Below are 19,561 nucleotides of genomic sequence, written 5' to 3'. Positions count from 1 at the left end.
TAACTTAAATTTTAAGGTGGTTACAGCGACGGGGCTCACCTCTTACCATTCCGAACAGAGAAGTTAAGCCCGCCAGCGCCGATGGTACTGCAATCCGTGGGAGAGTAGGTCGCCGCCTTTTTTCAAGGGCCCTTCACAAATAGTGAAGGGCCCTTTTTTTGGTTTGGACCCGGTTGGATGGAATGCGAAATACTTAGTCCTTAGCTAAACGAAACTTCACTCGTGGTTCACAATATGGAGTTTTTGATGATATTGGACAAAAAAAGTACTGTACCTCTATTTTTTAACAATCAACTTTTTACTAATATTCCCATTTGTTGCGTAAATATTTAGCAAATAAATGCCATCTGGTAAGGCGTTGACGTTAATGGTATTGTTTTTAGATAGGTTTACTTTTAATTCCTTACCCGCTACATCAAACAACTGAATTTTGGTTATTTCTAAGTTATTGTCTGATTTCAGTGTAACAACATGGCTTGCGGGATTTGGATATAATAATAGCTCCATTTCTATTAGCTTTTCAACTAAATCCAATGTAAGGGCAGATGTAAAATTATTAATGGCAAACCCATCCCCGATACCACCATTAAAAAGCGTCAACATAATTCCTGTGAGATAATTATCAGGTTTGAAGGCATAAGCAAACCCGTCTCCGTCTCCTCCTTTAAAGAGCATGGTCATAAACCCTTCAAGCAATAATCCGAGACTTAATTCGTTATCAGCACCATCACCAATACTTCCACCGAAAACAACCGACGTATCTTCACCACTGAGGATACTTTGGAGGGCCTTACTATAAAATCCATCTCCAATGTTTCCAGCGTATAGGCTATTTATATTATCGCCTGAAATGGTCACTACAGCGGTTTTTTGGGAAAATCCATCACCTAAACTGCCAGCATAGATATTAACATTAGAGTTTGACAGCACAAGTTGGGCTTTGCGCGTGTCAAAACCATCGCCAGCGTTGCCCTGATAGAGAACAGAGAAGGATGCGATTTCTCCACTTAACCGGCTTCCATGAAGGATTGACCGGTTTGTCCCATCGTCCGATCCTCCCATAAACTGGGCGTGAGAAAAATGCGCGAAGAGCAATATGCCTATGATATAAATTCGCTTTATCATAATAATGTATATTATTCAGCGGTGCGGACACCTCTAAACCCAATTCTCCCATTGGTTCCTGAAAAGCTATTGGCAGCGTCATTTCGGTCAGAGACCCTAATAAAAGTAGTTGCATTTGGATATGAACCTCCCCGGTATCCCCAACCTTCGTTGCCAACTGGCCAGTTGCTCGCATTGGCAAGTCCTGAGGTAGCCAGTACACCATCGCCGTGCACACCGGTAAAACTCCTGCCTTCTGGATTTCCAACAGATATACAACGTTCGTAGACGTTGCCACTAAGTTCCATAATGCCATAATAGCTACCGCCGGTTTCCTCTCTAGTTTTGTTTATTGCGCTTGCCGCGAAAATACCACACCTTTTAGGCCCAGAAGTGGTTCCGTCGGTTGTTTGATAATTCGAGTTTCCAGTGCCGGTGTCAGGATTGGACACCAGTTCGTTGGGCTGTGACTCATTGATAACCGTGTAAGGTGTTACAGCTATATTGGCACTTCCCCATGCAAATTCACCAGCTTTCGGAGCTATGGGACCCCTGCATGCTTTTTCGAATTCAAGTTCGGTCATGGGTCTGAGCCCAGCCCAATCCAAATATGCGCTAACCATTGTATTTCTAACATAATTCATTGGTACATCAGGATTTGTTGTGGTAGCGTTGGCGGCTCCGTCCGGCCATGAAATAGCGTTTCTTATAAATTCATCATCCGAGTTCTTTCCGGTTGGCCCTGTGATATCGTTCTCGGTTTTTTGTGTGTCGGTTAGTGTATTGAAAAAGCTTACCCATTGACTCTGACTGGTTTCATATTTCATACAATAAAAATCATTAAAACCTTTTGGGAATGTTGCCGGTATGGGACCTGCCTGATCACCGGGCTCTCCTTGGGCCACACTGTAATATAGGTTGCCAATACCAGGAGCAACGTTAATCGCATTCTCCGAATTAATATTATATGACAAGGTGGGAATCCATCTGTAAAATTTTCCTATCTCATCACCAGACGTACCTCCAACACCGAATGATCCCTCCGGTACATAAACCATTTCGATAGCAAATACTTGGATGTCTAAAATATCATTCAAGTCAATGGCACCGTAATCCCACCTGAGGCGTAAATCTTGAAGGTTTATGGTGCCACTACCATCACTGTCGCGGTACACAAAAGCTCCTAAACCGTCTGAAGTAATGTCAACAACACTGCCGTTTGGTGCCACAAAATCGGTTTGGCTCAGCTGGGCATGTTGCCAATCCCCGCTGTTTACGCGAAATTTAATAAATACCCAAGCGGCATCATAGTTTGAAGGGCCTGCACTGATACGCCAGGAATTCTCCCAACTGAGGTCAAATTCTACTTGTACCCAGCTTGAGGGTTCATTTAAGTTTTCCAGTGAAATATTGCTGACCGTAATATTGTTTGCAAAAACACTGGTCGCAAAACACAACGTTGTTAAAACAGCCATTTTCAGTTTTGTAAGAATTGAAGTTGATGTTATTCCTCTTCTCATGATTTTTGTTTTTCAGGGTTAATAATATATGTATATCTTAATATCGCTACTAATACAATTCTAGGGAGAGCTTTGCCCTGACGGGCGTGTTCAAAAGGGAGAGAAATAAAAAAAAAGAGAGCCACTTTAGTTACCTTCGGTTAACTCTCCTTTTCCATCACTGATTAATAGCATTTTTAATATTTTCAGTTCATTCTCTATTAAAGAAGATCGACTTAACTACTTTTTCTTTTAGGGTAATTCTTAAATTATAGGTTCCCTTTTTTAAATGATCTATACTCAGATAAACTATATTTTTGTGGCCTCTTTCCTTTTCATGAACTTCATCTTTCGCCACAGGACTTTTGTTTAAAAGTTATTATACTGTAAAAGTAAAATGAGGTTTTAAAATGAGATAAAAGATATGTAACAAATGATGCCACATACGTAACAACCCTGGGTTTTACCTTTGGTTATAGGCGTTTGGTGTGGTGTTATACGCTTCCTTAAAACATTTTATAAAATAAGAAACGGAGTTAAAACCGACTTGGTAGGCCACCTCAGAAACTGTTAAATCGGATTCGTTTAAAAGGGCAACAGCGGATTTTAGACGTTGTGATCTTAAAAATTGTGAAGTTGATAACCCAGTAAGTGCTACAATTTTTCTGTGCAGTTGCATTCGGCTCATGGCCATCTGTTTACTTAAACTCTGAGCATTAAATTCTGGATTATCTAAATGCGCTTTCAAAACTTCCTCTAATTGTTTGATGAATATTTCATCCAGATTTGTAATAGCAATGTCTTTAGGTTTTAAAACTGAATGTTGCGTATATCTTTTTTGAAGCGATTTACTAAGTGTGATAAGATTTTCAATCCGTTTTAGTAAGATTTTTGAATTAAAAGGTTTGGTGATAAAATCATCCGCTCCCACCTCTAGGCCTTCCAATTCATTGGATTCGCCCGTTTTTGCGGTAAGCAGAATAAACGGTATATGACTTGTTAGTGTGTTTGTTTTTAGGGCGTTACAAAGTTCGATTCCATTCATTTCTGGCATCATTATATCGCTTATAATTAGGTCAGGAACGTTTTCGATGGCTTTTTCCAAACCTTTTTTTCCATTAGGAGCTTTTAGAATTTTATATTTTGGTTTTAGTATGGATTGTATATAAGACCTGAGTTGAGAATTATCTTCAACCACCAAAACAATTGGTTTGTGATTTAAAGTAAGTTCTCCTTGTGCATTAGTTTCATCTGAATCATCAATTGATAAGGCTTCATCTTTTATATTTGTAACCTCGCTAATGTCATGTTCTTCAAAAGCGGATTTTTCTATTGGAAGGGTTACGGTAAACTGAATATCATCTTTATTAATACTATTGGCTAAAATGCTTCCTTTTGCCAGGGACACCAGCTCTTTGACCAACGCCAAGCCAATCCCAACGCCATCCGCATTGGGGTTGATTTGATAAAACCTATTGAACAATTGATTGATGTCCTTGGGGTCAATTTTGCTTCCGTTGTTTAAAATAGTAATTACTAAATGACCATCCTGTCGCACTACTTTTAAAACGATATACCCTTTTTTTGGCGTGTACTTTATGGCGTTAGCCAAAAGGTTCACCATGATTTTTTCAATAACATCCTTATCATACCAAGCATTCTCTATTTCGTCGATATTAGATTTAAATTTTATTCTCTTTTGCTCAATTTGATATTTGAAACTACTAGTTAATTGGTTGATTAAAATGGCAAGGTTTCCTCTTTCCACTTTTAGTTTCGAGTAGCCCGTTTCCAATTTAGCCAAGTCAATCAGCTGATCTACTAAATTGAGCAGGCGTTCGGCATTATGTTTTATTAATGAAAGTTCCTCTTTGTTTTCTTTAGAGACCTCGGACCGCGCCAGCTGATTTTTGGCTGGACCTAGAATTAAAGTGAGCGGTGTTCTAAATTCATGCGAAATATTGGTGAACAGCCTGGTTTTAAATTCATCCAAGTTTTTTAGGCGTTGCGTTTCGGCATGCTCCAATTGCAATTGGGTTTTGATATGCCATCGCCATTTAATATATCTATAAATAACAATACCTAAAAGTAAGGCAAGGCAAGCATATATGATTCGTGCTGTTAGCGTATTGTACCAAGCGCGCTGGATAGTAAAGGAGTAGGTGGCCGGTGTTTCGTTCCAGATGCCATCATAATTACTAGAAATGACTTTAAACGTGTATGCCTCTGGTGAAAGATTCCCATAGTAAGCCGTATTGTTATTGCCAGCCTCAATCCAATCTTTGTCATGACCCACCAACATATATTTAAAGGTGTTCAGTTCAGGTTGGGAGAAATGCAAACTAGCAAAAGAAAAGGTCAACGAATTTTCCTTGTGGCTGAACCGTTGGTTTTCTTCCATCGCAATGGCCTCGTTATACAGAGACAGCCCTGAAATAATCGTTTTTGGCTTTACCTGATTCAATGTTAATTGTTCAGGCTTAAACCAGTTGATGCCGTCCAATCCCCCAAAATATAGCATCCCATAATCATCTTTAGTATAGGCCCCAGTATTAAATTCAAAGGCTTGCAAGCCGTCGTATTGGTCGTAATTTGAAACCGACACTTCCGAATCCGTTTCAGAAAACATAGTGATGCCCCGATTTGAACTCAGCCAAAGATTATTGTTTTTATCAGGAAGAATTCCGTAAATCACATTATTGGGCAAACCGTCAACGGTGGTATAATGGGTAACGGTTTCGCTTGCTGGGTTGTATTTTATTAAACCGCCACCGTTGGTGCCCACCCACAATACCATTTTGTGGTTATTCCATAACAGCGATTTTATTTTATCGGGAATCCCGTTAATGCGTTTAATTTTTTTCGTTTTTGTGTTAAGTTGGCAAAGTCCATTGTCCTCGGTACCAATCCAAAGTTCATCGCTTTTTCCTTTTGTGATGACTCTTATATTATCGCTGGAGATTGAATTGTTGTCCGTCGGGTCATATAGGTAATTTTCCTTGATACCTTCTTTTTTGTTAAACAGAATAAGTCCCTGGCCTCCAGTTGCCAACCACATATTACTTTCGTCTTCCTTTAGTATGCACCAAACGGCATTTGTACTAAGACCAGGGGTAGTGTTTTCATTAAAATGATCGATAGAACCATTACCGTTAATAATATCCAGTCCACTGTCCTGAAAACCGACCCATAATTCATCGCTTACGAAGTTCAGGCACATCACTCTATTTGAATTTAAGTTGGAGTTAGTCGTGGTTATCGTTTTGTAGGTGTTCGTTTTCAAATCAATACTGGTGAGGCCCTTCCCGGAAGTCCCCACCCAAATCACGCTATTTTTAGGGTTCACACAAATGGCACGGGCCACGTCCACGCTAATGTCCTGTGGTAACTGATTGTTGGTCAATACATTAAATTTCAATAGATGTTCATCATAATAACTTAGGCCTCCGCCATCAGTGCCGACCCAAATATTTCCCGTATTATCTTCAAAAAGACTAAGTGCATCATTATAATGCAGGGCATAAGGATTGTTTTGCTGAACGGTATAATTATCAATTTTATGTCTTTTGAAATCGATGATGTAAACGCCTCGCCCATAAGTGGCCAACCATAGGCGTTGGTGTTTATCGGCCAATATGGCTTCAATATTCAAATTGGTGGGCAAGGGCTGATTTTTAAAGCCCTTAAAACGATGCAACTTGGTATGATTTTCATCTAAATAAAAAAGCCCATAACTGTAGCTTCCAATCCAAATACGTCCGTCCGAAAGCTGTTCAGTACAACTGTAATTTACAGGATCATCAATGTTCGAAGCAATCTTCCTATAACCAAGGTCGTACTTCGAGATTTTTAAAACGCTGTTTGAAGTGGTGGCAAAAATGGTGTCTTTGTCCTCTAAAAAGGCATACGTCGTTTTTGACCTATCTTCCGAAGCAATAATTTGGGTGGTGTCTTTTGACTTTTCATTGATATGGTACAGGCCATTGCCAAAAGTACCGATGAAGTAATTATGGCTGTTATCTTGAAAAATAGTACTTACGTTTTTTATATTGGAAATACCTCGGAAACTGTCGGTCTCTACATTAAATTTTTCAAGATTCCCAGAGTTCGAAATAATCCATAGCTGATTGGTTTTATCGGAATACACCTTTCCCAATTTGCTATGCGTAATTTTCGTAACATCCTCAAATTGCTTGTTGTAAATCTTGAATCGTTTACCGTCATATTTATTGAGGCCATCTTGAGTGGCAAACCACATGTAGCCAATACTGTCTTGGGCGATGCTCACGATGCTATTCTGTGACAAACCTTGATCAACGGTTAAGTTATGAAAGGCAATAGGATCCAAAACGAGATTTGTTCCCGTTGCGTCTAACTCAGTATTTTGGCCCGTTAGTATTATCGGCAAAAGCACTAAAATGAATAGTATGTAATTGTAAACTCTAATAAAACATGTGTTTACATAAATATATGAAAGAAATATTAAGAGGTATTGAAAATGGGGAAATAGCTTAAAAAAACAATTTACCGGAATGAAGCAAACTGCATATTTTTTTTAATAGTTGATATTAAAATTAATCCCTCAAAATACTCCTAGAAATCACAATCTTTTGAATCTCGGACGTCCCCTCATAAATCTGGGTGATTTTGGCATCACGCATTAGTCGTTCCACATGGTATTCCTTTACAAAACCGTTGCCACCGTGAATTTGGACGGCTTCAACGGTATGTTCCATCGCTACTTTTGAGGCGTAAAGTTTTGCCATGGCACTGGATTTATCGTAATTATTACCTGCATCCTTGTCCGCCGCGGCTTTCATAACCAACAACCTAGCCGCTTCAATATCGGTGTACATATCAGCCAGTTTAAAGGCAATGGCCTGATGGTTACAAATCTCGGTGCCAAATGCTTTTCTTTCCTTTGAATATTTAAGCGCCAATTCATAAGCCCCTTGTGCTATGCCCAAGGCCTGTGAAGCGATACCGATACGACCACCGGATAAGGTTTTCATAGCAAATCGGAATCCAGAACCATTAACACCGATACGGTTTTCCTTGGGTACTTTTACATCATTAAATTGCAAAGTATGCGTGTCGCTACCGCGAATGCCTAGTTTATCCTCTTTGGGGCCAACATGAAACCCTTCTGTGCCTTTCTCAACTATAAAAGCGTTAATGCCGTGTGAACCTTTATCCCGATCTGTTTGAGCAATCACGAGGTAAACGTCCGCACGACCACCGCTGGTGATCCAGTTTTTGGTGCCGTTCATTAAATAGTAATCCCCCTTATCAATAGCCGTCGTTCTTTGTGAAGTAGCATCGCTGCCGGCTTCGGGTTCGCTGAGGCAAAAGGCACCGACGAATTCCCCAGTAGCCAGTTTGGTCAAATATTTTTGTTTTTGGGCCTCAGTACCGTAGGCTTCCAAACCATAGCACACCAAAGAATTGTTAACAGAAACAATCACCGAGGCCGAAGCATCAATCTTGGATAATTCTTCCATAATCAACACATAGGAAATGGTATCCATACCGCTTCCGCCATACTTGGGATCTACCATAACACCCATAAAACCCAATTCTCCCATTTTCTTCACTAAGTCTTTTGGAAAATGCTGTTTTTCATCACGTTCAATAACGCCTGGGAGTAATTCGGTTTGGGCAAAATCCCGTGCCGCGTCTCGAATCATTTTATGCTCTTCAGAAAGGTTAAAATCCATAATTCGTAATTAATAAGTGTTTTTGGTAAAAAAAGTTCACAAATATAGCTTTTTAATGGGAATTTTTCAATACAGATTACTAAATTTACCGCCAATGATAAAAGATAGTTATAATGTTATCGGGGTGATGTCAGGCACTTCTCTGGATGGCATCGATTTGGTTTATGCAATATTCAAATACCAGGATAACTGGAGTTTTGAAATCATCCATTCCGAAACAGTTTCTTATGGAGCTACTTGGACTGAAAAATTGCGAAGTTTGGTTCATTTAGATCCAGATGCACTCGAGACATTGGATGAGGCGTATACAAGATATCTGGCAAAGATTATTGATGTTTTCATATTAAAAAACAATATTCTGGCAATTGATGCAGTCTGCTCTCACGGTCATACGGCTTTGCATAAACCCGAGGAAGGTTTAACATGTCAAATTGGAAACAAACCTATCATTTCAAAACTGCTCAAGCAAACTGTAGTTTGTGATTTTAGGGTTCAGGATGTCAAACTCGGCGGACAAGGTGCGCCATTGGTGCCTATTGGTGATAAACTGTTGTTTTCAGAATATGAATTTTGTTTGAATTTGGGCGGTTTTGCCAATGTTTCTATGGATGTAGATTCCGAAAGGATAGCCTATGACGTGTGCCCCGTCAATATCGTTTTAAATCATTATGTAAAACAATTAGGACTGGATTATGATGATAAAGGTGCCATTGCTTCTTCAGGAAAAATTCACTTTGAATTATTGGACAAACTGAATCAGTTGGGCTTTTACCATCAGCGACACCCAAAATCACTTGGGCTGGAATGGGTACAATCCCATATTTTTCCTTTAATCGATGGGTGCCAACTTGAGATTAATGATGTTTTGAATACCTTTTGTGAGCATATTGCCATTCAAATTTCAAAAGAAATCTACAGAAAAAAGGGAGCCTTCGTTTTGGTAACAGGTGGTGGAGCATATCATTCATTCCTCGTAAATCGCATCAAATTCCATTCGGAAAACAAATTAGTAATTCCCGATGCTCGTCTAGTCGAATTTAAGGAAGCCCTAATTTTTGCGCTCATAGGTGTGCGGAGACTTCGAAATGAAATCAATTGTTTAAAAAGTGTTACCGGTGCTTCAAAAAATCATTCATCGGGTATGATTTATCAACCTTAAATTAATACCGATTTAATCTACAATGGGTATTTAGTTTTTTATATTTGTGTCTACAACATTTAAAAATTCTTTCTTATGACTCAGCTTTAGCTTCACATAGATAATTACTGCGAATAAAGTTATGTGTTAGTTTAAAATGAATTTTAAGATGAAAGAATTATTAAAAAAGTTTGAAGATAAAGCCCCCGAAATTGTTTTTAACTGGAAAGATGCCGAAACCGATGCCGAAGGTTGGGTGGTCATCAACTCGCTTAGAGGAGGTGCGGCCGGCGGAGGTACTAGAATGCGCAAAGGTTTGGATATGAACGAAGTACTGTCGCTTGCCAAAACCATGGAAATAAAGTTTACCGTCTCCGGTCCTCCCATAGGTGGGGCAAAATCAGGCATCAACTTTGACCCAAAAGACCCTAGGAAAAAAGGAGTGCTAGAACGTTGGTATCGGGCTGTTTCCCCATTGTTGAAAAGCTATTACGGTACTGGAGGGGATATGAATGTTGACGAAACCCATGAAGTCATTCCCATAACTGAGGAAAGTGGCGTTTGGCACCCGCAGGAAGGTGTGTTTAATGGCCATTTTAAACCTACGGATGCCGATAAGATTAATAGGATTGGGCAGTTACGCCAAGGTGTTATTAAGGTGATTGAAAATCCATACTACTCACCTGATGTTACCAGAAAATATACCGTTGCCGATATGATTACTGGCTTTGGTGTGGCTGAGGCAGTCAAACATTACTATGATATTTATGGCGGTTCTATAAAAGGTAAACGTGCTGTAGTTCAGGGTTTTGGAACCGTCGGTGCGGCTTCAGCGTTTTATCTGTCTCAAATGGGAGCAAAGGTAGTGGGTATTATTGACATAGTTGGAGGGTTAATAAATGAAGATGGTTTTAGTTTTCATGACATTAGTCATATGTTTCTTGCCAAGAAAGGTAATACTTTAGTGGCCGATAATTTGATTCCTTTTGAGGAGATAAATCAACGCATTTGGGGATTGCAGACGGAAATATTTGCGCCTTGTGCGGCATCGCGGCTGATTACTATACATCAAATCGATGAAATGATCGATAGCGGGTTGCAGGTGATATCCTGTGGTGCCAATGTGCCCTTTGCCGATAGGGAGATATTTTTTGGTCCTATCATGGAGCATACGGACTATAGGGTGAGTTTAATTCCCGATTTTATATCAAATTGTGGGATGGCACGGGTTTTTTCGTATTTTATGGAGCGAAAAGTACAGATGACGGATGAAGCAATTTTTAATGATACATCGAATAGAATTCGAGAAGCAATAAAGAAAGTTCACAATAAAAATAATTCAAAAACCGAGATAAGTGCAACCGCATTTGAGATTGCGCTGAACCAACTTGTTTAAACACTAATTTATGGAAGCAGTAATTATCCTAGTATTCGCCTTGGGCTATTTGGCCATTACCTTGGAACACAGTATAAAAATTGATAAATTAATTCCGGCACTGGTCATGATGGCCATTTGTTGGGCCTTAATTGCGTTGGGACTAGAAACTTTCCCTCAGTGGTTTGACTCCGGTAAACATGCCCTTTTAGAAGATTTCGGTGGCTTTGGGCATGAAGAAAAGATGCATCTAATGGAAGAAACCTTGTTGCATCATTTGGGTAAAACTGCTGAAATTTTGGTGTTCCTTTTGGGAGCGATGACCATTGTTGAAATCATCGATTACTTTGATGGTTTTGCAACGATTAAAGGGTTTATTAAGACGAAGAAGAAAACTAAAATCCTATGGATATTTTCTGTTTTGGCGTTTATACTGTCCGCAATCATTGATAATTTAACTGCCACTATCGTATTGATATCTATTCTTCAAAAAATTGTAAAAGACAGGGATATCCGAATTTGGTATGCCGGTTTAATAATCATTGCCGCTAATGCTGGAGGGGCCTGGTCACCTATTGGAGATGTTACTACAACGATGCTTTGGATTGGGAATAAAGTATCCACAGGGCATTTAATAGGGTATTTATTCTTGCCTTCATTATTATGCATGGTGGTTCCTTCGCTAATAGCCTCGTTCCTGCCCGTATTTAAAGGCAATCTGGATATTGTCGAAGAATCGGAAAAGACAAAGTCAAGATTTAGTGGTACCATGCTTTATTTAGGCTTGGGAGCCATTATTTTTGTGCCAATCTTTAAAGTAATTACCCATTTACCGCCTTATGTTGGTATGATGCTATCTTTGGGCGTCGTAGCTACTTTTGCGGAAATCTACAGTAGTTCAAAATTTGCGCTTTCTAGTCCTGACCGCGAGGAGAGTGATGCTCATGCTCACCATAGCCCTGTGCATACAGCATTGTCTAAAATAGAAACTCCAAGTATCCTGTTTTTCCTTGGAATTTTGATGGCAGTGGCGGCATTGGAGTCTTTGGGAATTCTGTTTGGTTTTGCTGATTCTTTAAGAGAAACCATGCCTCAGCTGGGTACGGAATTACATGAAGGTGGCGTTTCAGATTTAGTGGTATTGTTGCTAGGAGTTGGTTCTGCGGTGATTGACAATGTACCATTGGTTGCTGCCAGTTTGGGAATGTTTTCTGAGCCCATGGATCATGAATTGTGGCATTTTATTGCCTATTCCGCAGGAACGGGAGGAAGTATGTTGATTATCGGTTCGGCTGCAGGAGTGGTAGCTATGGGAATGGAAAAAATTGATTTCTTTTGGTATTTAAGAAAGATTTCGTGGCTAGCTCTTGCTGGATTTTTGGTCGGTGCCGTTGCGTTTATGTTCACCCGAACTTTATTTTAAAAGATAAACTATAGAATGGTATAAAATTTGAAAGATTAGCAAAAACGCTAATCTTTCTGTTTTTTAAAACCGTAAATATTATACTTTAGCAGCAAAACGCACGTTATACAGTTGCATTTAACCTAAATTTTATGTTGAACCTATTATTACTATTTACCCAAGAAGGGACTGAAGTAACAGAAGGGGAATCCGTTGAGAAAACCCTATCTATAATTGAATTGATAAGTAGCGGTGGTGTAGCAGGGCAGGTGATTATTGCTGTTTTGTTCTTATTGCTTATGGTGGCTACTTACATTTATTTTGAAAGACTTTTTGCCATTAAGGCAGCCTCTAAGGTTGATTCGAATTTTATGAACCAAATCAAGGACCATGTCAGCAATGGGAAAGTGGATTCTGCCCAAGTGCTATGTGCTCAGGCCAATTCACCTGTGTCGCGATTGATCGGAAAGGGTATCACTAGAATTGGTAAACCTTTAGCTGATATCAATACGGCAATTGAAAATGCCGGAAGATTGGAAATTTATAAATTGGAAAAGAACGTGAGCGTATTAGCTACCATCTCAGGTGCCGCTCCAATGATTGGATTCCTCGGTACCGTAATCGGTATGATTTTAGCCATTTTTGAACTGGCAAACGCCGGAGGTAGTATTCAAATTGACGTATTGGCCAGTGGGCTTTATACAGCGATGACCACCACTGTTGCCGGTTTGATTGTTGGTATTGTGGCTTATATGGCCTATAACCATTTGGTGGTACGAACCGATAAAGTGGTGTATCAAATGGAGGCGAATTCCTTAGAATTCTTGGATCATTTAAACGAGCCTACTTAATATGAATTTTAGAGGAAGAAATAAGGTAACGCCGGAATTCAATATGTCGTCCATGACGGATATTGTATTCCTTTTGCTCATCTTTTTTATGATAGCTTCCACTTTGGTGACCACTAATGCGATAGACATTTTATTGCCCAAAGCCAGTGGAAAGACCGAAAATAAAAAATCTGTGGCCGTTAGCATCAAAAAGGATTTGACCTATTATATCGACCAAAAGCGCGTGGGAGTTAGCGTTTTGGAAAACGAATTGATGGCAGCCCTTTCCAATCAGGACAAGCCAACCATAGTATTACGAGCCGAAAAGTCCGTACCTGTGGAAAATGTAGTAAAGGTGATGGATATAGCCAATAGAAATAAATTTAAGGTAATCTTGGCGGTAAAACCGAATAATTAAATCATGTCACTTCGAGTGATTCCGCCATAGGTGGAATTGTATCGAGAAGTTATGTCAAATGAAATATTTCGAAACCAAACATGAACGTAATTCAGCAAAAATAACGGCTTTGATCGCTGTTATTTTGTTGCTCCTGTTGTTTGTGGTTGGCCCGCCTTACATGGATCCTCCGATAGAATATGGCGTAGCGGTGAATTTTGGAAATTCTGATTTTGGAAAAGGAAATGTACAGCCGAAGAAACCTGTGAAATCTGAACCAAGAGTAATTGAAGAACCACCTCAACCAGAATCTTCAAAAGCGGAGCCTACTAAATCCGCAGAAGCGAAAGAAGAAGTGTTGACTCAGGATAATGCAGAAGACATAGCCATCAAAAAACAGAAAGAGGCAGAGGCCAAAGCAAAGGCTGTTGCGGAAGCAAAGGCTAAAGCAGAGGCTGAACGTATTGCCAAAGAAAAGCGGGAACAAGAGAAAAAACGAAAAAAATTGGATGCTTTAATAGGTGGAGTAAGCAAATCGGAAGGCACCGAAACTGGCAGTGAAGGCAACGATAACAAATCCGGGGATAAAGGCCAACTGGATGGAGATCCTTATGCGCCAAGCTATTTTGGAGGCAAAGGTGCGGGAAGCGGAGGAGTAGGTTACGGTTTAAATGGCCGTGGTAGGGCCACATTTCAAAGACTAAAACAGGATTGTAACGAATCTGGACTCGTTATTGTAAAAATAGTAGTAAACCGAAGTGGCAATGTGGTAGAAGCGACTCCTGGTGTACGAGGTACCACGAACAACGCTCAGTGTTTGCTTGAGCCAGCCAAAAAGATAGCACTTTCGCATAAATGGCCTGCCGATTCCAATGCGCCTTCCCGTCAAATAGGGTTTGTAAGCGTTAACTTCAAATTGACCCAATAGTTCATGACCTATCCCGATACGCTTGATTGGATGTTTGCGCAACTACCAATGTATCAACGTCAAGGTAAAACCGCCTTTAAAAAGGATTTAACCAACACCTTAAATTTCACGACTCACCTAAATCATCCTGAAAAGGATTTTAAGTCCGTGCACGTGGCTGGTACAAATGGGAAAGGCTCAACAAGCCATATGATAGCCTCAATACTTCAAGAGGCAGGATACAAAGTTGGATTGTATACCTCACCGCATTTAAAAGATTTTAGGGAACGTATTCGAATTAATGGCGAAACTGTAAGCAAGCAGTTCGTGATTGGATTTATCAAGCGCAATAGGGCTTTTTTGCAGGAGAACAAACTCTCATTCTTTGAAATGACGGTAGGCATGGCCTTCGATTATTTTTCAAAGCAAAAGGTAGATATTGCTGTGGTTGAGGTTGGAATGGGTGGCCGGTTGGATTCCACAAATATTTTAACGCCTGAGGTTTCGGTCATTACTAATATTGGCATGGATCACACTCAATTTTTAGGTGATACTTTGGAATTGATAGCAGGTGAAAAAGCCGGCATTATAAAAAATAATGTCCCCGTTGTAATTGGCGAAACTCAAATAGAAACAAAACCGGTTTTTGACCAAAAGGCCGAGGAACATTCATCCAAAATAGTATATGCCGATCAGCTAGTTCATAAAACGTATCCGTCAGATTTAGTGGGTACTTATCAATCCAAAAACATAAAAACAGCTCATCAGACCATTTTAGAACTGCGTTCAAAAGGATTCGTGATTTCAGAGGAGCATATTAAAAAGGGATTATTAAACGTAGTAAAAAACACAGGTTTACTAGGACGCTGGCAGGTGATTAGTGAAGCCCCAAAAGTGGTTTGCGATACGGGACACAATCGGGAAGGGTTGGGCTATGTGATGCATCAAGTTTTAAATCAAATCTTTGATCAATTGCACATCGTTTTTGGCGTGGTGAACGATAAGGATTTAGCGTCAATTGTCGATTTGTTGCCCCAGGAGGCAATCTATTATTTTTGTAAACCTGATATGCCGAGAGGAAAGGATGCCGAGGAATTAAGGAATGAGTTGAGCAAATATGGCATAAATGGAACCTCCTATAAATCTGTAAATGAGGCCTATCAATCAGCCTTAAAGGACGCTTCCAGAAAGGACTTTATATTTGTCGGGGGCAGTACATTTGTGGTGGCTGAAATTATTTGATTTTTTCCCAAAAAAGTTTTTGCAGAATTAAAAACTAGGTTATATTTGCACACCTAATTAATAGGGCGCGTAGCTCAGTTGGTTCAGAGCACTTGGTTTACACCCAAGGGGTCAGGGGTTCGAATCCCTTCGCGCCCACCTTCGCTCGCCGAAGTTTTCTTTTTTGAAAACGTAGGCGAGTTTTTTGTTTTAAAGCGTTCCATATTTTAATTTTGGTAGCGAGCTTCGGCGGGCAACGCCCACTATCTCCTAATTTTTAAAAGCTCTTATGGAAGATGAAATTTGGACGGTTTACATTTTACTATGTTCGGATGGGACAAATTATGTTGGATGCACAAGTAATTTAGCTTCAAGATTGAAGCGGCATTCAAAAGGACAGGTGATTTCAACTAAAAATAGACTGCCTGTAGACATTGTAACTTATATTGTTTTTAATGATAAGTATAAGGCTTACAATTTTGAAAAATATTTAAAGTCGGGTTCGGGAAGAGCGTTTATGAAAAAGAGGCTTATTTAATATTTTAATCTTATTTTTGAAAAACTAAAAGGGTCATTAACTCAGTTGCCTGCCCGTCATAAAATTTTAATGGAGTGTTAGCTCAGTTGGTTCAGAGCACCACCTTGACAGGGTGGGGGTCACTGGTTCGAATCCAGTACACTTCACTATGGCAGGCGGGTTTCAGAGTGTTACCTTGACAGGGTAGAAGTCACTGGTTCGAATCCAGTATGACCCACGATATTAACAACCTTTGGGATATTGCTTTGATTAAAGCAACTCTAAAACCCGTTCCAAAGCCATGCCTCTTGAACCCTTGATTAAAATTAGGGAATCCCCGAAAATGCTATCATTGAAAGCTTCTTTGAAATCCTCAAAAGATTTGAATTGGCTTGTCTTTTCAGAATTGATTTCAGATTGACTGAAGTTTTCGCCAACAAGAAAAATGTTGTCAATAGCCATCGAATTGGCTAATTCCGCAATGGTTTGGTGCTCATATTCAGCATCCTCGCCCAACTCAAACATATCCCCAAGGATTGCCATCTTGCGACCTTCTTGTTTTTCAAAATTCAAAAGGGCCGCCCGCATACTTGTAGGATTGGCGTTGTAGGCGTCCAATATGATTTTGTTCGTGCCTTTTTCAATGATCTGGGAACGGTTATTTGAGGGGATATAACACTCAATGGCCGATTTTATTTTGGCAGAATCAACTTTGAAGAAATCTCCGATGGCAATAGCAATGGCAATGTTCGTAAAGTTATAATCTCCAATCAGTTGACTGTTAATATTAGTGTCTTTGTATTTTGAAACCACAAAAGGTTGCGCTCCCAAAAAGTCGATGACGATTTCTGATTGGCTTTCGGAATTTCCAAAGGTGACGGTTTTCCCTCCTTTAGATTTTTCTATCTGAATGGGGTCGTTACTATTAAGGAAAATGGTTTTATCGTGTTCCACCAAATGCGAAAACATTTCACTTTTGCCTTTGATGACCCCTTCAATACCCCCAAAACCCTCTAAATGCGCTTTTCCGTAATTGGTAATTAATCCATAATCGGGGTAGGCAATATTGCACAAAAACTCAATTTCCTTTTGATGGTTTGCACCCATTTCTACAATGCCTATTTCGGTTTCCGATGTCATAGAAAGCAAAGTCAAGGGCACTCCTATGTGGTTATTAAGATTACCTAAAGTAGCAGTCGTTTTATAGTTTTGCGATAATACAGCATTAATGAGTTCTTTGGTGGTGGTTTTGCCATTGCTTCCTGTGAGGGCGATAATTGGTACTTTCAAATAATTTCTATGGTAAGTTGCAAGCTTTTGAAGTGTTTTAAGAACATCATCTACCAAAATGGTTTTATCAGAGGTTTCATAAGCTTTTTCATCTACTACTGCATATTTCGCACCTTTTTCTAGGGCTTGTTCTGCATAAGTATTCCCATTAAAATTTTCGCCTTTAAGGGCGAAAAACATATTTCCATTTTCCAATTTTCGCGTATCCGTGCATACTGAATTGCAATCTAGATACAATCGGTGAAGTTCTGCTATCTCCATAAAAATTAAATAAAAAAAAGTCCTGATCGGAATCAGGACTTAAATATAATCTTTAGAGTTGAGATTTAACTCTTCTTTTTGTTTTTCATTTTTGATTTTGAACCAACACGGGACATCGCACATCTGAAGCCGATGTAGTCCGTGGCCATATCCTGCGGGAAGTAGCGCCTTTGGGCTGGATCCAACCAGTACTCTCTATCTTTCCAAGAACCGCCTTTATAAACTCTTACCTCGTCATTAATCATGGAGGTTCTGTTATTGGCCTTATCATATTCTCTAACAATATTTCCTAGAGAATCTCTAGTAATTGTGTGTTTAGGCGAATTATACATTTTTCTGGTTTCAGTTTCTTGAACGCTACCTTCTTCATCCGATTCAATATCGTTAAAACTTTCATAGTAGCGAGAAGAACGTCTGTCACCATCCCTAAAGTTGATGTGGTTACTTCTATCGAAATTGGTTCTCAAATACGTTTCATTCTCATCAACAGGTACCTGAACAATTTCACCCGGTAGGTCTCTTGCAATTACTTTTCCGTTAGAAAGCGTATCGTAAACAATATCATCTACTGTAACTACTTTTACTGTACCATCTTCAGTAATGGCGTTTTTTGTATACACGTTACCACGATAATAGTTAAAGTCGTTAAACTCATCATCCACAATCGGTCTGTAAACATCTGCTACCCACTCGGCCACGTTTCCGGCCATATCATATAAACCGTAATCATTTGGAGGGTATGATTTTACTTGATTTGTAATATCAGCACCATCATCACTCCATCCAGCAATGCCACCATAGTCACCTTTACCTTGCTTAAAGTTCGCCAATTGGTCACCACGATATTTACGCTTTCCAGAACGGGTGTATTGTCCATCCCATGGATATTTTTTTCTACCTCTATATAGGTTGTAGCTTCTTAATTCGCTTAAACCAAGAGCGGCATATTCCCATTCCGTTTCAGTTGGGAGTCTGTATTTCGGAGAAATCAAACCAGATTCTCTAGTGGCAAAAAGTCCAGTTTCATTGCCATCGGCATCCACACGAACATTTCTTCTGCCTCGTCCATCTCCGCTTGTGATTTCTTCATTGCCCCCATACGTTAATGTAGGAGCGTTGATATAAGTATCAGTATTAAAAGTAGCGTCTGCCATAACTTCAGTAGTCTTAGCATCACGCTTGATGTAGCCCGCTCTTTCTAAGTTGTATTCGTTAACACGATCTGAGCGCCAGTTGGCGAACTCTACTGCCTGAATCCAGCTAACCCCAACCACGGGATATTCTGCATAACCCGGGTGACGTAAATAGTTCTCAGTCATAATTTCATTAAAACCTAAACGATTTCTCCATACCAAGGTATCTGGTAAAGCCCCGTTGTAGATGGCTCTAAAGTTTTCGTCAGATGGCGGATAAACGCGCTTAATCCAATCCAAATATTCGAGGTACATCATATTGGTCACCTCAGTTTCGTCCATGTAAAAGGATTGAACGTGTTGCTGCGTAGGGGTATTGTTCCAATCGTGCATGACATCATCTTGCACACGACCTTTGGTAAACGTACCGCCTTCTATGAAAACCAAGCCAGGAGAAGTTTCCTGCTCTTTAAAGTTGGTATTGTATTGAAAACCTCCTTCGCGACTGTTGATCTGCCATCCTGTTGCTCTGGAGCTATTTTTGGAGCTGGATGATTTTTTACAACTAAAGGTTGTAACAGATAGTGTTGTTAGCAACAGTACCTTGAATATCACTACGTTTCTCATATCCATACGTTTAAGTAAGCTAAATTTCTTTTTGGTGCTGCAATATAAGAATTAAACCTTACAGAACAAGCAATTTTTTGCATTTTGGCGAAAAAATTATGTATTTCATCCTAAATACCGTGCGTTTCATCGATGATTTTGAC

14 protein-coding genes, 2 tRNA genes and 1 rRNA gene are annotated in these 19,561 nt (G+C 39.7%); 11 read left to right on the top strand and 6 right to left on the bottom strand.

The features are described from left to right. Positions 1–12 precede the first annotated feature (12 nt). Positions 13–121, top strand: a 5S ribosomal RNA gene (rrf, locus tag H7U19_RS13935). A gap of 155 nt (positions 122–276) precedes the next feature. Here the strand turns inward: rrf and H7U19_RS13930 are convergent. The 4 genes from H7U19_RS13930 to H7U19_RS13915 all read right to left on the bottom strand — a co-directional run bounded on the left by H7U19_RS13930 (position 277) and on the right by H7U19_RS13915 (position 8,320). Next, positions 277–1,125, bottom strand: a complete 849-nt coding sequence (locus tag H7U19_RS13930; protein WP_186563385.1) for a T9SS type A sorting domain-containing protein — start codon at positions 1,123–1,125, stop codon at positions 277–279. An 11-nt stretch (positions 1,126–1,136) separates the two neighbouring features. Continuing rightward, positions 1,137–2,624, bottom strand: a complete 1,488-nt coding sequence (locus tag H7U19_RS13925; RefSeq protein ID WP_246454810.1) for an SUMF1/EgtB/PvdO family nonheme iron enzyme — start codon at positions 2,622–2,624, stop codon at positions 1,137–1,139. 442 nt (positions 2,625–3,066) lie between these two features. Next, on the bottom strand, positions 3,067–7,017 hold the full coding sequence (locus tag H7U19_RS13920) for a two-component regulator propeller domain-containing protein (protein ID WP_425489558.1): 3,951 nt from the start codon (positions 7,015–7,017) through the stop codon (positions 3,067–3,069). A 160-nt stretch (positions 7,018–7,177) separates the two neighbouring features. Next, positions 7,178–8,320, bottom strand: a complete 1,143-nt coding sequence (locus H7U19_RS13915) for an acyl-CoA dehydrogenase (protein ID WP_186563381.1) — start codon at positions 8,318–8,320, stop codon at positions 7,178–7,180. 94 nt (positions 8,321–8,414) lie between these two features. On the opposite strand from H7U19_RS13915, the gene H7U19_RS13910 reads away from it, so the two are divergent. From H7U19_RS13910 to H7U19_RS13865, 10 genes are all read left to right on the top strand, one after another. Then, the gene (locus tag H7U19_RS13910; RefSeq protein ID WP_186563380.1) at positions 8,415–9,479 is read left to right on the top strand and encodes an anhydro-N-acetylmuramic acid kinase; all 1,065 of its coding nucleotides are present in this window, start codon (positions 8,415–8,417) and stop codon (positions 9,477–9,479) included. A gap of 148 nt (positions 9,480–9,627) precedes the next feature. After that, the gene (locus tag H7U19_RS13905) at positions 9,628–10,854 is read left to right on the top strand and encodes a Glu/Leu/Phe/Val dehydrogenase dimerization domain-containing protein (protein WP_186563378.1); all 1,227 of its coding nucleotides are present in this window, start codon (positions 9,628–9,630) and stop codon (positions 10,852–10,854) included. A gap of 10 nt (positions 10,855–10,864) precedes the next feature. Then, positions 10,865–12,256 carry a sodium:proton antiporter NhaD gene (gene nhaD / locus H7U19_RS13900; RefSeq protein WP_186563376.1) on the top strand — a complete coding sequence of 464 codons (1,392 nt, stop codon included), beginning with the start codon at positions 10,865–10,867 and terminating at the stop codon, positions 12,254–12,256. Positions 12,257–12,387: 131 nt separating this feature from the next. After that, positions 12,388–13,086, top strand: a complete 699-nt coding sequence (locus H7U19_RS13895) for a MotA/TolQ/ExbB proton channel family protein (protein ID WP_186563374.1) — start codon at positions 12,388–12,390, stop codon at positions 13,084–13,086. Position 13,087: 1 nt separating this feature from the next. Then, positions 13,088–13,483 (top strand): ExbD/TolR family protein, encoded by a 396-nt coding sequence (locus tag H7U19_RS13890; RefSeq protein ID WP_186563372.1) that lies wholly within the window; start codon positions 13,088–13,090, stop codon positions 13,481–13,483. Positions 13,484–13,541: 58 nt separating this feature from the next. Then, a complete protein-coding gene (locus H7U19_RS13885; RefSeq protein ID WP_186563370.1) occupies positions 13,542–14,390 on the top strand; it encodes an energy transducer TonB in 849 nt (282 codons plus the stop codon). Between the two features lie 3 nt (positions 14,391–14,393). Then, positions 14,394–15,611: a bifunctional folylpolyglutamate synthase/dihydrofolate synthase gene (locus tag H7U19_RS13880; protein ID WP_186563368.1), complete on the top strand. Its 1,218-nt coding sequence runs from the start codon at positions 14,394–14,396 to the stop codon at positions 15,609–15,611. Between the two features lie 63 nt (positions 15,612–15,674). Next, a tRNA-Val gene (locus H7U19_RS13875) sits at positions 15,675–15,749 on the top strand. A gap of 130 nt (positions 15,750–15,879) precedes the next feature. Further along, complete coding sequence (locus tag H7U19_RS13870; protein ID WP_186563366.1) at positions 15,880–16,128, top strand: GIY-YIG nuclease family protein; 249 nt, start codon at positions 15,880–15,882, stop codon at positions 16,126–16,128. A 71-nt stretch (positions 16,129–16,199) separates the two neighbouring features. Further along, positions 16,200–16,274 (top strand) — tRNA-Val (locus tag H7U19_RS13865). Positions 16,275–16,377: 103 nt separating this feature from the next. Here H7U19_RS13865 and H7U19_RS13860 read toward each other — a convergent pair. Continuing rightward, the gene (locus H7U19_RS13860) at positions 16,378–17,658 is read right to left on the bottom strand and encodes a UDP-N-acetylmuramoyl-tripeptide--D-alanyl-D-alanine ligase (protein ID WP_186563364.1); all 1,281 of its coding nucleotides are present in this window, start codon (positions 17,656–17,658) and stop codon (positions 16,378–16,380) included. Positions 17,659–17,723: 65 nt separating this feature from the next. Beyond that, a complete protein-coding gene (gene gldJ, locus H7U19_RS13855) occupies positions 17,724–19,424 on the bottom strand; it encodes a gliding motility lipoprotein GldJ (protein ID WP_186563362.1) in 1,701 nt (566 codons plus the stop codon). Positions 19,425–19,561 lie beyond the last annotated feature (137 nt).

It is taken from the genome of Hyunsoonleella aquatilis, from assembly GCF_014270105.1.
Classification (GTDB): Bacteria; Bacteroidota; Bacteroidia; order Flavobacteriales; family Flavobacteriaceae; genus Jejuia; species Jejuia aquatilis.
This window is presented reverse-complemented; position numbering and strand designations above follow the sequence as displayed.